Source organism: Mucilaginibacter terrenus, from assembly GCF_003432065.1.
GTDB classification, from domain to species: domain Bacteria; phylum Bacteroidota; class Bacteroidia; order Sphingobacteriales; family Sphingobacteriaceae; genus Mucilaginibacter; species Mucilaginibacter terrenus.
The window spans coordinates 1,849,492-1,863,350 of record NZ_QWDE01000001.1 but is presented as its reverse complement, the minus strand read 5'-3'; the positions used below and the strand labels follow the sequence as shown (position 1 = coordinate 1,863,350).

The window sequence follows — 13,859 nt, the reverse complement described above, 5'->3', positions numbered from 1 at the left end:
TCCTGAATAGGAAGGGCTTAGTGGTGTGCTCCCGACGAGATTCGAACTCATATCGATGGTACCGGAAACCATAATTCTATCCATTGAACTACGGGAGCAATTGCATGCAAATATATAATTTTACGTTCTATTCCTGTCAAATTTCTGACAAACCTGAACGCCTGCCGGCTGTTGATTAAACACAACAATAAAAGAGATCATGGATAATAATAACGCCCCCGTTTGGTTCGTCACTGGCTGTTCTACCGGTTTTGGCCGGGAGTTGGTAAAATTACTGCTGCAACAAAACTATAATGTGGTGATCACCGCCCGCGACACTGAGAAAATAAAAGACCTTGCCAATGGTTATAATACCTCTGCTTTAGTGCTCCCGCTGGATGTTACAAATAAGCAACAGATAGCTGATGCCGTGGAGAAAGCAACCACTACCTTCGGTAAAATAGATGTGCTGGTAAATAACGCCGGCTATGGCTACTTTACCAGTATTGAAGAAGGCGAGGAAGAAAAAATACGCGCCCAATTTGAGACCAACTTCTTTGGTTTGGTGAGTATGACACAAGCCGTGCTACCGGGTATGCGTAAACAGCGTAAAGGACACATAGTGAACTTTTCATCTATTGGCGGTTTGCGCGCGTTTGCTGCTACAGCATACTATCACGCCACCAAGTTTGCTGTAGAAGCCTTATCAGAATCGCTTTCGCAGGAGGTGGCGCCGCTTGGTATAAAGGTATTGTTGGTTGAACCGGGACCTTTCCGTACCGATTGGGCCGGAAGATCTACCGCCCGCACCGAAACGCAGCTTGACGATTACAAAGACACGGTTGGAAAACGCATGAGCGCCAGTTTAGAAGGCAGCGGCAAACAAGTGGGCGACCCTGTACGAGGTTCGCAGGCCATAATAGATGCCGTAAATTCAGAAAAGCCGCAGCTTAGATTACTGCTTGGCGAGATGGCTTACAATATGGCCAATGAGAAACTTACCATGCTGAAAGAAAATTTTGAGGCTTGGAAAGACCTGAGCATCGGGGCAGACTTCCCCGAGAACGAACGATAATAAAAAGAAGCGGGCTGTTTAAACTTAAACAGCCCGCTTTGTTTATAAATCTTATTCTTCCTTCATGGGGGGCTAGGGGGTTAAACGTTGAACCTGAAGTGCATAATGTCGCCGTCCTCAACCACGTAGGTTTTACCTTCTACAGCCATTTTGCCGTTTTCTTTAATAACGCTTTCTACACCGTTAAACTTCACAAAGTCATCATACTTGATCACCTCTGCGCGGATAAAGCCTTTCTCAAAATCGGTGTGGATAACGCCTGCAGCTTGTGGCGCCGTAAAGCCTTGTGTGATGGTCCACGCGCGCACTTCCTGCACACCTGCGGTGAAGTAGGTAGCCAGGTTAAGCAGGCGGTAGGCAGCTTTTATCAGCTGGTTCACACCAGATTCGCTCAGGCCAAGGTCTGCTAAGAACATCTGGCGGTCATCGTAAGATTCCATTTCGGCAATCTCAGCTTCTATTTGGGCAGAAATAATCAACACCTCGGCATTCTCTTCCTTAACAGCTTCGCGTACTTTCTCAACGTAAGCGTTACCTGTACTTACCGAAGCTTCGTCCACGTTACAAACGTACATTACCGGCTTTGCGGTAAGCAGCCATATATCGCTAATGTATTCTTTATCTTCCTCTGCCACCGGCGCAGTACGTGCAGATTTACCGGCAAGCAGGTGCTCGCGGTAAACCGTAAGTACTTCAAAAGCTTTCTTAGCATCTTTGTCGCCGCCGGTTTTGGCCATTTTCTCAATCTTGGAGATCTTTTTCTCTATTGAGTCAAGGTCTTTTAACTGCAGTTCGGTGTCAATGATCTCTTTATCACGAATAGGGTCTACAGAACCGTCAACGTGTATAACGTTATCATTATCAAAGCAGCGCAGCACATGTATAATGGCGTTTGTAGCACGTATGTTAGCCAGGAACTGGTTACCCAGGCCCTCGCCTTTGCTGGCCCCTTTTACAAGGCCTGCAATGTCCACTATCTCTATAGTGTTTGGCACAATGCTTTTAGGATTTACAATCTCGGTAAGCTTGGTAAGGCGCTCATCCGGTACGGTGATCACCCCCACATTTGGCTCGATAGTACAGAACGGGAAGTTGGCCGCCTGTGCTTTTGCATTTGATAAACAGTTAAAAAGTGTAGACTTGCCCACATTTGGCAGCCCTACTATACCACATTGTAAACCCATTTTTATGTTTTTGACTCAAGAAACAAGAATAAAGAACCAAGACAGTATTTTATCTTTTGACTCTTAATTCCTGACTCTTTTTGAGCGGCAAAGATAACATAAAAAAAGCCTTGTAATTTGAAAAAATAAACGACTTTTGCCTGCACAAAAACAAGGTTACACCCATGTAAACAAGAGGGCTTTTATGGACGAAATGGTTGAACAAATAGAATTGTTACTGGAGCAGGAGGATACTACGCAACTGCAGGAGTATTTAAACAACCTTAATATTTCGGACGTAGAAGAACTTATTGGCGAGATACCTGAACATGGCCCTACCATTATTGCCACCCTTTCGCTAAACCGGGCAGTAAACGTTTTCAGAATACTCGATTTCCCTACGCAGGAGCGTATTATAAAAAAACTTACCGGCCAAAAAGTAGGGGAGATACTCAATGCCTTGCCACCTGACGACCGTACATCTTTTTTTGCGGAACTGCATGGCGATGCCGTAAAGAACCTTATCCTGCACCTGTCACCAGAAGACCGTAAGGAAGCTTTAGGTCTTTTGGGCTACAAGGAGGACAGTGTCGGCCGTTTGATGACACCGGACTACATAGCCGTTAAGAAGACCTGGGATGTTACAAGGGTGCTGTCGCACATTCGTCGCTACGGTAAGAACTCGGAAACGATTGACGTTATTTATGTGATAGATGACAACGGTGTGCTGCTGGACGATATACGTATTCGGGAGATATTACTGGTAAAACCGGAAACAAAGGTAAGCGACCTTATGGATGGTCGGCTGATCTCCCTAAGCGCTGCCGACCCGCAGGAAGAAGCGATTAACGTGTTCAGGATGAATAACCGCACGGCATTGCCGGTTATTGATAGCGAAGGCATCCTGCTGGGCATAGTTACAGTGGACGACATCCTGTGGATAGCCAACGAAGAATATACTGAAGACATACAAAAGATAGGTGGTACCGAAGCATTGGACGAGCCCTACCTGGATATTAACCTTTTCACGCTCGTAAAGAAGCGCGTAGGCTGGCTTATCATCCTTTTCTTTAGCGAAATGCTTACCGCTACCGCCATGAGTTACTTTGGTGATGAAATAGAAAAAGTAGTAGTGCTTGCGTTTTTTGTTCCGCTTATTATTAGCAGTGGCGGCAACAGCGGCTCCCAGGCATCAACACTTATTATTCAAGCTATGGCTCTGGGCGAGGTTACCCTTGCAGACTGGTGGCGCGTAATGCGCCGTGAGATACTCTCCGGTCTGATGCTGGGTGTTACGCTCGGTATAATAGGCTTTCTGCGGATAGCCGCCTGGAGCATGTTCAGCGATATCTATGGTCCGCATTGGCTATTGGTAGGATTTACAGTCGGTTTCTCGCTTGTAGGCGTCGTGCTTTGGGGCTCGCTGGCAGGGTCTATGCTTCCTTTACTGCTCAAAAAACTCGGTGCCGACCCTGCAACATCTTCCGCGCCTTTTGTAGCTACGTTGGTAGATGTTACAGGGCTGATTATTTACTTCACTGTTGCCGTTGTGTTCATGAAAGGCGTGCTCCTGTAACTTACAGGTTAAAAGCATCGGAAATATCTGTATGGGTATATTTGTGCAGGTTAATAGTTGGGAACACCCGCCTCACGCGCAACGTGCCGGAGTTAAAAAAGTCCGCACTTTCCCGCCATTCAGGCTGCCTTGCCGCACCGTTCGCTTCCGGATCGCCCATGGCTAAAACCGCGTTAGCACGGTGGATTAGTTCGCCTGCAACCTCTACTATTATGGCATCGTTCTTAGGCATACGGTCAACCTGCTGCAAAAATCCGCTACAACTCATCAAAAACTGGTGCGAGTACAATCCTAACAGGCAGCGCGCCATGGGTGTAGCAGGGATTATATCCCATGGCAAGTGCTGGTTAAAGGTTTCTACCTTGCGCCTAAAACCAGGGTACACCTGGTTGGTGTCGTGTATCAGCATGGCATAATCAAATTGCCAGCGCAGCGGCGCCTCGTACAATGCAGTAAGTTCCCAGGCATTGTGCTTGCTAAAGGCATGGTCTACGCCGTTTATTGTTTTATCCTCATCTGTAGTAGCACCGTTCACCACTACCTTAATACGTGCAGGTTCAATGCCTTCGGCTAGGAGTTCTTCTAATAGCTTCGGCACGGTATGCTCGTAAAAAGGAAGACAGGACGCTATAACATATATAATCTCGCTGTTACTTTCAGTAGGTTCATTTGGTACCAGGCAAAGTTTATGCGGTGATTCCGGATCACCGCAATAATAACCTACGGGTATATCGCAGAAGGATTGCTGCCAAACAGAACTCGGAATAAACTTATTGCCGGCACCCACAAAAGCAAAGGCTTTGTCGGCGGGTACAGTGCCATAATCGTACGGCTGCCAGTAACCTTCGTTAGGGTGGCTGTGGCCGGTAATGCGGCCATCCGGCTGCAAGGTCATGTTGGCTATAGGCGTTACAATAAAACCTTCACGTGTTTCACTGTAGCGGCAAAATAAGTGTTGCGTACCTATCAGCTTTTGCATGTCAATGCCGGCATCAGGGTATTTACTAAATTGTACAAGGTCTTTTCCGTTCGGGGTATCAGTATGTATCATCAGCAGGGCCGGTAGTTTGTGGTTTTAAGAAAGACAGAGTAATTTATGCTGCGGCTAAAAAGAATAACCTATAAAAGCTAAAAAGGTGAATTTGTTTGCGTACTAACGGCAAAATACCTTAAACAAAAATACCCGCCTTTGCAGCCGGGTATTCATGTTGTAATATTAAGGTCTAAATTAGGGTTACCTATATTTCGAATGAGAAGTCTTCGTCAGCTTTACTTACTTCAGATGCTTCGCTAAACTCGTAACGTTTCTCTACCACTTCCTGGTGGTCTTTTATATAATCAACAGTGTGTTTCAGGCCTTCTGCAAACTTTTCAAAATCTTCTTTATACAAGAATATCTTGTGCTTTATAAATACACCGTCCTCTAAACGTTTTTTGCTTTCGGTAATGGTCACATAGTAGTCGTTCGAGCGGGTTGCCTTCACGTCAAAAAAATAAGTTCTCTTCCCGGCTCTAACCTTCTTGGAGTAAACTTCCTCACGTTCTCTGTTGTCAAATTCTCCCATAAATATGTGCTGTAATTAGTTTTGGTTGGGATAAATATAAATAAAAATTTAAACTGCAACTATTTATTGTAACAATATTGAATCGTTGCAACTAAAAACACATGTTATTTATGGGACAGACAGGCTTATGAAAAGCAGCTATTTAACTGTCTTTTTTACTTTTACTGCAGTGGGGCCTTTTTGGCCCTGTTCTATTTCAAAGGTTACCTTGTCATTTTCACGAATTTGTTCTGTTAAAGCGTTAACATGAACAAAAATGCTTTCCTGCGTTTGCAAATCTCTGATAAAACCAAATCCTTTGGAGTCGTTAAAGAATGCAACCGTTCCATTACGAACAATTTCTTCTTCAACATGCTCCTGCTTAGGCACAGCTATCTGTATATCATCTGCAGATACTTTCTTGCGTAAAGAAAGATCTTGCGGTACAGACGTAAGGTTGCCGTTCGCGTCAACATAAGCCATCATGTCCTCTAAACCCTTACCTTTTGCAGCGTTGGTTTTGCGGTCTTCAGCTTTTTCTTTTTTCTCCTGCTGTTTTTTTAACTTTTTCTTTTCTCGTTCTTTTTTATTGAATGTTTCGGAAGATGTACCCATATATGCGTTTATTGTTATTGAATTATTACCAGTTCGTGTAAATTTAAGAAATAAAATCCCCTAAATGAAAAGATGTTGCTTGACAAATTAATTTGAGGCGAGTATTAGTTGCTTTATGCCTTCTCTTCTTCCTCCAGTAACTGCTTTTCATACAGCTCAAAGTAAGCAGTTTTCAGCTCCATCAACTCGGTGTGGGTGCCCTGTTCAATTATCTCGCCATTGTCTATTACCAAAATCTTGTCGGCATTTTTAATGGTCGATATTCGGTGCGATATAATAATGCTGGTTTTGCCCTGCATTATACGGCCCAGGTTGCTCAGGATCTCCTCCTCGGTGCGTGTGTCCACAGCTGATAGGCAATCATCAAATATCAGTACCTGCGGCTGCTTTGCAATAGCCCGCGCAATACTTACCCTTTGTTTTTGCCCGCCTGATAGGGTAACGCCGCGTTCTCCTATCAGCGTTTCAAACCCCTGTTCCAGCTCTATAATATTGTTGTAAACCGCGGCATCTTTAGCAGCTTGCTCTACCCGCGGCATATCCAGCACATCGGCACTAAAGGCAATGTTGTGCGATATTTTATCAGAAAACAAGAATACCTCCTGTGGTACAAAACCAATTTGAGAGCGATAGCTCTCCAGGTTAATACCTTTAAGTGGCTGTCCGTCTATCAATATGCTGCCTTCGGTAGTATCGTACATGCGCATAATAAGGTTGGCAACTGTGGACTTTCCTGACCCTGTGCGACCAATTATTGCTACCATCTCGCCAGGGTTGGCTATAAATGATACCTGTTTAAGGGCTTTTATGCCGGTGTCCGGATATACAAAGGAAACGTTCTTAAACTCGATGCTGCCTTGCAAACGAAGCGGAGCAGTGTTTGGCGATTGTATCTCCGGCTCCTCGTGTAAAAACTCGTTTATGCGTTTTTGCGATGCCGCAGCGCGTTGCACAAGCGAGGTTACCCAACCTAAAGATATAACCGGGAAGGCTAGCATGTTGAGGTAAACAATAAATTCGGCAATGTTGCCGGCGGTGATATTGCCTTTCATTACTTCAACACCCCCAACATACATGGTAAGTACGCCACTGAGGCCTATTAATAATACCATGGAAGGGAAGAACATGGCCTGCACCTTTACCATAGCCATGCTTTGTGTTTTATATTCCTCGCTTTCGTCCGCAAATTTGCTGCGTACAAAGGCCTCGCGTACGTATGATTTTATTACCCTTATACCTGAAAAGTTCTCCTGCACAAAGCTGGATAATGCGGAGAGTCGCTTTTGTATCTGTTCACTGCGGTATTCTATAACGGTATTCACATAAAAAATGATCACCGCCAGGATAGGCAGCGGCAATATGGAAAATACAGCCAGCCTTAAGTTTACGGTTACCATGGCGTATATGACTAATACGAAAAGCACCACTGTGTTGATGCTGTACATAATGCCGGGCCCCAGGTACATGCGCACACGGCTTACATCTTCGGTAACGCGGTTCATGAGGTCACCGGTATTGTGGCGGCGGTAGAAAGCAAGCGAAAGCTTTTGATAATGTTCGTAGATCTCGTTCTTCATATCATACTCGATATGGCGCGACATCAGGATAATAGTTTGCCGCATAAAAAAGAGGAACAAGCCCCTTAGCAATGCCAATATCAGTACCAGCAGACCAAACATCAATAAGCTGGAGCCAAATATATCATAGATCATGCTCTGCCTGTCAAACCCGGCAAACAGGTGATAGGTACTGATGTTTTCGGTCACCAGGTCAAATGCGACCCTTACCACTTGTGCAGGCAGTACAGCAAAAATGTTGGAGATGATAACGAACAATATGCCCGGTACCAGCCGCCAGCGGTATTTGTAAAAGAATTTATTTAGGTACGCTAGTTCTTTCATGAATTATCCAGGTCCGGGTTACCGGATAGCTGAGCATCCGGCAAGACAAAGATCAAAAGTATAAAAAGTTAATAGGGGATGGATGCATAATGTTTTAAAGCAGTGATAAAGCCTTGCTATTTTACAATTGCGTCGCATTTAAGTTGCTTGCATAGGGCTAATCTGCGAGGGCCTTTAAGGCGGATGTACACTTTACACTTGCCACTTCAAAAAAAACACTACTTTTGCAGTCGCAATAACGTTTTATCACTACCGTCCCAGATAATGCCTGTTCCACACAACGCCGATAGTATTTTCAACCAGTTAGAATCTCTGGGGCATAAAAAAGTTGTGTTTTGCAGCGACCCGGACACCGGCCTTAGGGCAATCATCGCTATTCATGATACCACACTTGGCCCGGCGCTTGGCGGTACCCGTATGTGGGCCTATAAAACCGAGAAAGAAGCCTTGCAGGATGTTCTTCGGTTAAGCAAAAGCATGACGTATAAGTCGGCTATAGCAGGCTTAAACCTTGGTGGCGGCAAAGCCGTGATCATAGGCGATTCCCGTAAGGACAAAACAGAGGCATTGTTGCGCAAGTTTGGCCGTTTTATCAAGAACCTTAACGGAGAGTTTATTACTGCTGAGGACGTGGGTACCAACCCGCGCGATATGGAGTACATCCGTATGGAAACACAGCATGTAACCGGTGTGCCCGAGACCATGGGCGGCAGCGGTGACCCTGCACCCATTGCTGCAATGGGCGTTTTTATGGGAATGAAAGCTTGTTTAAAGGAGCTTTACGGTAACGATCATATTACCGGCCGCTCTGTTATTGTGCAGGGTATAGGCCACGTAGGTGAGCACCTGGTAAAGCTGCTGCGCGATGAAAACGCTAAGGTGTACGTAAGCGACATAAACGATGAGCGTAGGCGCCAGGTGTCAAAAAAGTATGGTGCCGAAGCAGTTTCTAACAACACCATATTTGATATTAACGCCGACATTTACGCCCCTTGCGCTCTGGGATCAACAATAAACACGCAGACCATAGGCAAGCTGCAATGCGCCATTATAGCCGGCTCGGCAAATAACCAACTGCAGGATGAAACCCTGCACGGCCAGATGCTGCTGGATAAAGGTATCCTCTTTGCGCCGGATTATGTGATTAACGCGGGAGGCATTATTAATTGCTATTCTGAACTGATGGGGTACAATAAAAAGCGCACCCTGCAGTTAACAGAAAATATTTACGAGGCAACCCGTAATGTTTTAAAACTTTCTAAAGCAGAAAGCATTTCTACCATAACGGCTGCTAACAAAATTGCCGAAAAACGTATTGCCGATATTAAAAAAGTAAAGTCAACCTATTAAATTATCATTTGGGCACAGGCCCCTAATCGTTCTTATAAAATGCTAAACAGAAGGCACCTCCGGGTAAAAGTTCTACAGTCCTTGTACGCGTACCACCAGTCCGACTCGCGCGACATTAAACACCACGAAAAGCAGCTCCTGAGCAGCATAGACCAGGTTTTTGAAATGTACATATGGATGCTTACCCTTATCAGCAATGTGGTGAATTACGCCAGTATAGATGCTGAAGAAAGGGCCAACAAGCATCTGCCTACCAAAGAAGACCTTAACGCCAACACCAAGATCCTTACTAACCGTTTTATAGTATCTCTTAGTCAGAATCAAGAGTACCTGGCTGCCGTAAAAAAATACAAAGTAGATTTTTCTTTTGATCCGGAGCTGGATAAATCCCTGTTCATTACCCTGAAGAATTCTCCTGAATATGCTGAATACCTTGCTAAAACTGACGACACCATCAGCACGGATAAAGATATTATAAAATTCATCTTCAAAAAAGTTATCCTGAAATCATCACTTGCGGAACAGGTTTTCGAAGATAAATTCATCTACTGGCCGGTGGACAGGGAAGTACTGCAGGCGTTGATCGCCAAAACATTCAAGAACTTTGCTTCGGAAAACCCGGCAGAGAACCAACTGGCCGAAATCAGCGGCAATTGGGCAGACGACCGTGAATTTGTGTTAAACCTGTACGCACAAACCATCCGTTACGACAGTCAGTACCAGCAACTTATTGCCGAAAAGACCCAGAACTGGGAACCTGACCGTATTGCCATGATGGATACATTATTAATGAAGATGGCAATTGTAGAATTTATTAATTTTACATCGATACCGGTGAAGGTTACTATCAACGAGTACCTGGAGATATCAAAAGAATTCAGCACGCCTAAGAGCAACTCGTTCATTAACGGTATACTGGACAAAATACTTGCCGAACTTAAAGCCGAAAATAAGGTGAAGAAGATTGGCAGGGGATTGATTGAAGAATAAAATATAACCTATAAAATGAGAAAGCTATTATTATGTACAGTTGTTGCAGGCTTGTTCATATCAGCCTGTAACTCCAATGGTCAGAGTACTACAGCGGTAACCGCCGATGCAGGTACACCTACAGTTGCAGGCACTACCAGCGCTACCAACGCGCCGGTAATGAAGTTTGAAAAAGAGACGCACGACTTTGGCAAAATAAAAGCTGGTGATAAGGTGACGTATGAGTTTAAGTTTACGAACACCGGTAAAACCCCTCTCATTATTAAAGATGCAGTAGCCACATGCGGCTGCACCAAGCCCGAGTGGCCAACCGCGCCGATACAGCCCGGTGCCGAAGGCGCTGTGAAAGTTACCTTTAGCAGCGTTGGTAAAATGGGCTTGCAGGACAAGCAAATAACCGTTACCGCCAATACCAACCCTGCCCAAAACATGGTGCACCTTATTGGCGAAGTAACCGCACATTAATTTAAAACTATAAAATGACAGCAACTATCTTATTACAGGCCGGCGGCGGCTTTGGCTCCCAGCAATTAATCATGTTCGGGTTAATTGCAGTGGTGTTCTACTTTTTTATGATACGGCCGCAGATGAAAAAGCAAAAAGACCAGAAGAAATACGTAGAAGAGCTTAAAAAAGGCGATAAGGTAGTAACCACTTCGGGCATGCACGGCAGGTTATATGAAATTGGCGACACTACTTTCCTGATAGAGGTTGAGAACGGCGCCAGGTTACGTTTCAATAAATCTGCTATCTCTTTAGAAGAATCTAAAGCCCTTAACACCCCACAGGCAGTTACTAAAGCTTAATACAGAGCTTGAAGCTAAAGCTATATTAGCAAACATAACACGGAAAAGCTTAAGGTCAACTGGTGAATTATTACCCTGGCCTTAAGCTTTTTGTTTTCTGGTGAAGCATGACGCTAGAAAATTGTAATTTTACTCCCACTTTAAGCTTTCCGCTTTCTGCTTTAAGCATCCAAAATGGCAATCATCAAACTATCGGCAATAGAACGCAGGCGCTTACAGGCCTTCGTTACGTGCCTGGTTTTTGCCGTACTGGCCTGGCTGTTTACAGCGTTATCTAACCCTTACAAGTTTACGGTAAAGCAGCCGCTCACGTTCAGGAACTCGCCGCAAAAACGGGCTTTTCACCCTTTGCAGCCCGATACGGTGAACGCTATAGTACAGGGTACCGGCTGGCAAATGCTGTTCTCTAAATGGACCGACACGCGCAAGGAGGTTAATGTAGACCTGCAATCGCTGGACACTAAAAACTTTATTGTACTAAGCAGCCAGCTTAAGCAAATCAACGCTAAGAAAGACCCTGACCGGGAAATGGTTGGCTTTAGTCCGGATACCTTGTTCTTCGACTTTTCTAACCGATCTGTAAAACGGGTACCTGTGCAGGCGGTTACATCCTTGCAGTTCGAGCGGCAGTTTGCACAATCGGGCGTGATGACCATTAAACCGGCTTACGTAAAAATAAGCGGTCCCGCGGAGGTGCTTGCCCGGATAAACTTTTGGAAGACGGATTCACTAAAGTTGACCGACCTTAACGAAAGCGTTAACAGGCGTATATCATTAAAGCGCTCTAACGAGGGTAACCTGGATGTAGAGCCTAAAGCCGTTTCTATTAACATACCCGTGGATGAGTTTACCGAAAAGACGATAGAGGTGCCCGTTAAGCTCATCAACAACCGCAATTTTTATGACGTAAAGGTTTTTCCGCAGAAGATAAAGATAATTTTTACCACATCATTGCGCGACTATCCGGACATGAACGAAGATGACTTTGAAGCCGTTGCCGACCTCGACCTTTGGTCGCGTCAGGGTTACACTACGCTTCCGGTTAAGATAACCAACATGCCGTCATACAGTAAAATAGTGAAGATGGTGCCGCAGAATGTTGATTTCATTGTTAAAAAGTAATGTTTAAAGTAGGTATCACTGGCAACATAGGCAGCGGTAAAACAACCGTGTGCAAAGTATTTGAAGTATTAGGTATACCGGTATTTTATGCTGATGATGCGGCTAAAAACGTGATGGTGACAGACGAGATCCTCATCAACGGCATTAAGGAAACCTTTGGTGATCAGTCTTATTTTGCTGACGGCACGCTTAACCGCAAGCATATAGCAGGCATTGTTTTTAACGATGAAGCGGAGCTGGTAAAGCTGAACAAGTTGGTGCATCCGGCCACCTTCAGGGCTTTTGATGTTTGGTTGACACAGTTTGAAGGTAACCAAAAGGTGCCTTATATACTCAAAGAAGCTGCATTGCTGTTTGAGAGTGACTCTTATAAAATGTGCGATCGGTCGGTGGTAGTAACTGCACCCCTGCAAACCCGTGTGAAGCGTGTAATGGCACGCGACAACATCACCCAACAAGATGTTGAAAGCCGCAATGCGAAGCAGCTGACAGAAGAACAAAAGCTGCAGCTGGCGAACGATAACATTATAAACGACGATACGCAACTGGTAATCCCGCAGGTACTCAGGCTGCATGAATTATATCTATCCCTTTCTCAAGCTTAATGATCTTAGAAGACTTTTTACAGTTTGACGGCAATGGTTTGTATTGCCGGTACGGCGACTTTTATTTAGACCCGCTGCAACCCGTCGCCAACGCCGTGATTTCGCATGCCCATGCCGACCATGCCGTTAGCGGCAATACCAACGTGTATGCCACTGCGGCTACCATTGCTTTTATGCAGCTGCGTTATGGTAAAAATGCCGGCAAGCAATTAATTACACAGCCTTACAGTAAAGTGTTCGACGTGCGCGGTGTGGAGGTGAGTTTCATCCCGGCAGGGCATATCCCCGGCTCGGCCCAGGTTTTAATGGAATACCAGGGCACTCGTTACCTGTACACCGGCGACTACAAATTGCAGCCAGACAATACGTGCGAGCCAATGGAGTTTGTACAGGCTGATGTCCTGATCACCGAAACTACTTTTGCCGACCAGAACACCACACATCCTGATCCGGTAGAAGAAATAAAAAAGCTGAACGATATTAAGGTGAATGTCTTGCTTGGCGCATATGGGCTGGGAAAGAGCCAGCGCCTTATCAGGATGATAAATGACTATGCGCCGCAAAAGAAAGTGCTGGTGCACCATAAGGTTATGCCTATAAACAATGTTTACAAGTCACTTGGTTATAATTTGGGCGCTCACCAGTTGTATAACCGTAAGCTGATGAAAACGCAGGAAGAGTGGGTGTACATTGTGCCGCCCTTTACCTTCGACAGCTACATACGTGCTACAGGCGTAAAGCGCCTGTTTGCCTCCGGTTGGAAAAACCTGCAGGTAAATACGCAGGATACGCTCTTTATATCAGACCATGTGGACTGGAACGATATTATTACCACCATTAATAACGTTCAGCCGAAGCAGATCTGGACGCTGCATGGCGACGGGCGGCAGCTAAAAGAACACTTTGTCGACAGTATATTTGTGAAAATATTGAATTGATGCTGCAGGAAAATATAGATTATTACATCAACGCCGACGGCAACTACGTATTCACTAAAGAATACCATTTAAAGCGTGGCTATTGCTGTAAAAACAAATGCCTGCATTGCCCGTGGAACTATGGGCGGGAACAAAAGAGTAAGCAAACAAAAGATAAATAGATATATTTGCATACCAATCAACACGTTGCCAATT

The 13,859-nt window shown here is 45.0% G+C and carries 15 protein-coding genes and 1 tRNA gene; 10 read left to right on the top strand and 6 right to left on the bottom strand.

Annotated elements, in window-relative coordinates; genetic code table 11:
• Positions 1-26: 26 nt before the first annotated feature.
• A tRNA-Arg gene (locus tag DYU05_RS08275) sits at positions 27-98 on the bottom strand.
• A gap of 101 nt (positions 99-199) precedes the next feature.
• Here DYU05_RS08275 and DYU05_RS08270 point away from each other — a divergent pair.
• On the top strand, positions 200-1,054 hold the full coding sequence (locus tag DYU05_RS08270; RefSeq protein ID WP_117382476.1) for an oxidoreductase: 855 nt from the start codon (positions 200-202) through the stop codon (positions 1,052-1,054).
• Between the two features lie 80 nt (positions 1,055-1,134).
• Here DYU05_RS08270 and ychF read toward each other — a convergent pair whose 3' ends face one another.
• Complete coding sequence (ychF, locus tag DYU05_RS08265) at positions 1,135-2,238, bottom strand: redox-regulated ATPase YchF (protein ID WP_117382475.1); 1,104 nt, start codon at positions 2,236-2,238, stop codon at positions 1,135-1,137.
• Between the two features lie 184 nt (positions 2,239-2,422).
• On the opposite strand from ychF, the gene mgtE reads away from it, so the two are divergent.
• On the top strand, positions 2,423-3,793 hold the full coding sequence (gene mgtE, locus DYU05_RS08260) for a magnesium transporter (RefSeq protein WP_117382994.1): 1,371 nt from the start codon (positions 2,423-2,425) through the stop codon (positions 3,791-3,793).
• Position 3,794: 1 nt separating this feature from the next.
• Here mgtE and DYU05_RS08255 read toward each other — a convergent pair whose 3' ends face one another.
• The 4 genes from DYU05_RS08255 to DYU05_RS08240 all read right to left on the bottom strand — a co-directional run bounded on the left by DYU05_RS08255 (position 3,795) and on the right by DYU05_RS08240 (position 7,853).
• Positions 3,795-4,844, bottom strand: coding sequence for a hypothetical protein (locus tag DYU05_RS08255; RefSeq protein WP_117382474.1), 1,050 nt, complete (start codon positions 4,842-4,844; stop codon positions 3,795-3,797).
• Positions 4,845-5,031: 187 nt separating this feature from the next.
• Positions 5,032-5,358 carry a DUF3276 family protein gene (locus DYU05_RS08250; protein ID WP_117382473.1) on the bottom strand — a complete coding sequence of 109 codons (327 nt, stop codon included), beginning with the start codon at positions 5,356-5,358 and terminating at the stop codon, positions 5,032-5,034.
• Positions 5,359-5,496: 138 nt separating this feature from the next.
• The gene (locus tag DYU05_RS08245; protein ID WP_117382472.1) at positions 5,497-5,952 is read right to left on the bottom strand and encodes a cold-shock protein; all 456 of its coding nucleotides are present in this window, start codon (positions 5,950-5,952) and stop codon (positions 5,497-5,499) included.
• 113 nt (positions 5,953-6,065) lie between these two features.
• The gene (locus tag DYU05_RS08240) at positions 6,066-7,853 is read right to left on the bottom strand and encodes an ABC transporter ATP-binding protein (protein ID WP_117382471.1); all 1,788 of its coding nucleotides are present in this window, start codon (positions 7,851-7,853) and stop codon (positions 6,066-6,068) included.
• 264 nt (positions 7,854-8,117) lie between these two features.
• Here DYU05_RS08240 and DYU05_RS08235 point away from each other — a divergent pair, with 264 nt between their 5' ends.
• The 8 genes from DYU05_RS08235 (at position 8,118) to DYU05_RS21080 (ending at position 13,825) form a co-directional block, all read left to right on the top strand.
• Positions 8,118-9,203, top strand: coding sequence for a Glu/Leu/Phe/Val family dehydrogenase (locus tag DYU05_RS08235; protein ID WP_117382470.1), 1,086 nt, complete (start codon positions 8,118-8,120; stop codon positions 9,201-9,203).
• 39 nt (positions 9,204-9,242) lie between these two features.
• The gene (nusB, locus tag DYU05_RS08230) at positions 9,243-10,193 is read left to right on the top strand and encodes a transcription antitermination factor NusB (RefSeq protein ID WP_117382469.1); all 951 of its coding nucleotides are present in this window, start codon (positions 9,243-9,245) and stop codon (positions 10,191-10,193) included.
• A gap of 15 nt (positions 10,194-10,208) precedes the next feature.
• The gene (locus DYU05_RS08225; protein WP_117382468.1) at positions 10,209-10,658 is read left to right on the top strand and encodes a DUF1573 domain-containing protein; all 450 of its coding nucleotides are present in this window, start codon (positions 10,209-10,211) and stop codon (positions 10,656-10,658) included.
• 14 nt (positions 10,659-10,672) lie between these two features.
• Entirely contained in the window at positions 10,673-10,999 is a 327-nt protein-coding gene (yajC, locus tag DYU05_RS08220; protein WP_117382467.1) for a preprotein translocase subunit YajC, read from the top strand.
• Positions 11,000-11,173: 174 nt separating this feature from the next.
• Positions 11,174-12,121 carry a CdaR family protein gene (locus tag DYU05_RS08215; protein WP_117382466.1) on the top strand — a complete coding sequence of 316 codons (948 nt, stop codon included), beginning with the start codon at positions 11,174-11,176 and terminating at the stop codon, positions 12,119-12,121.
• Positions 12,121-12,726, top strand: a complete 606-nt coding sequence (gene coaE / locus DYU05_RS08210) for a dephospho-CoA kinase (RefSeq protein ID WP_117382465.1) — start codon at positions 12,121-12,123, stop codon at positions 12,724-12,726. Before DYU05_RS08215 ends, coaE begins: the two co-directional genes overlap by 1 nt.
• Entirely contained in the window at positions 12,726-13,664 is a 939-nt protein-coding gene (locus DYU05_RS08205) for an MBL fold metallo-hydrolase (protein WP_117382464.1), read from the top strand. The genes coaE and DYU05_RS08205 overlap by 1 nt, the downstream gene beginning before the upstream one ends.
• Positions 13,664-13,825, top strand: coding sequence for a DUF5522 domain-containing protein (locus DYU05_RS21080; protein WP_165852023.1), 162 nt, complete (start codon positions 13,664-13,666; stop codon positions 13,823-13,825). The genes DYU05_RS08205 and DYU05_RS21080 overlap by 1 nt, the downstream gene beginning before the upstream one ends.
• Positions 13,826-13,859 lie beyond the last annotated feature (34 nt).

Bases quoted from the DNA above. Each gene is read 5' to 3' on its own strand.
- DYU05_RS08270 (WP_117382476.1), top strand. From the start codon at position 200: ATGGATAATAATAACGCCCCCGTTTGGTTCGTCACTGGCTGTTCTACC.
- ychF (WP_117382475.1), bottom strand. From the start codon at position 2,238: ATGGGTTTACAATGTGGTATAGTAGGGCTGCCAAATGTGGGCAAGTCT.
- mgtE (WP_117382994.1), top strand. From the start codon at position 2,423: ATGGACGAAATGGTTGAACAAATAGAATTGTTACTGGAGCAGGAGGAT.
- DYU05_RS08255 (WP_117382474.1), bottom strand. From the start codon at position 4,844: ATGATACATACTGATACCCCGAACGGAAAAGACCTTGTACAATTTAGT.
- DYU05_RS08250 (WP_117382473.1), bottom strand. From the start codon at position 5,358: ATGGGAGAATTTGACAACAGAGAACGTGAGGAAGTTTACTCCAAGAAG.
- DYU05_RS08245 (WP_117382472.1), bottom strand. From the start codon at position 5,952: ATGGGTACATCTTCCGAAACATTCAATAAAAAAGAACGAGAAAAGAAA.
- DYU05_RS08240 (WP_117382471.1), bottom strand. From the start codon at position 7,853: ATGAAAGAACTAGCGTACCTAAATAAATTCTTTTACAAATACCGCTGG.
- DYU05_RS08235 (WP_117382470.1), top strand. From the start codon at position 8,118: ATGCCTGTTCCACACAACGCCGATAGTATTTTCAACCAGTTAGAATCT.
- nusB (WP_117382469.1), top strand. From the start codon at position 9,243: ATGCTAAACAGAAGGCACCTCCGGGTAAAAGTTCTACAGTCCTTGTAC.
- DYU05_RS08225 (WP_117382468.1), top strand. From the start codon at position 10,209: ATGAGAAAGCTATTATTATGTACAGTTGTTGCAGGCTTGTTCATATCA.
- yajC (WP_117382467.1), top strand. From the start codon at position 10,673: ATGACAGCAACTATCTTATTACAGGCCGGCGGCGGCTTTGGCTCCCAG.
- DYU05_RS08215 (WP_117382466.1), top strand. From the start codon at position 11,174: ATGGCAATCATCAAACTATCGGCAATAGAACGCAGGCGCTTACAGGCC.
- coaE (WP_117382465.1), top strand. From the start codon at position 12,121: ATGTTTAAAGTAGGTATCACTGGCAACATAGGCAGCGGTAAAACAACC.
- DYU05_RS08205 (WP_117382464.1), top strand. From the start codon at position 12,726: ATGATCTTAGAAGACTTTTTACAGTTTGACGGCAATGGTTTGTATTGC.
- DYU05_RS21080 (WP_165852023.1), top strand. From the start codon at position 13,664: ATGCTGCAGGAAAATATAGATTATTACATCAACGCCGACGGCAACTAC.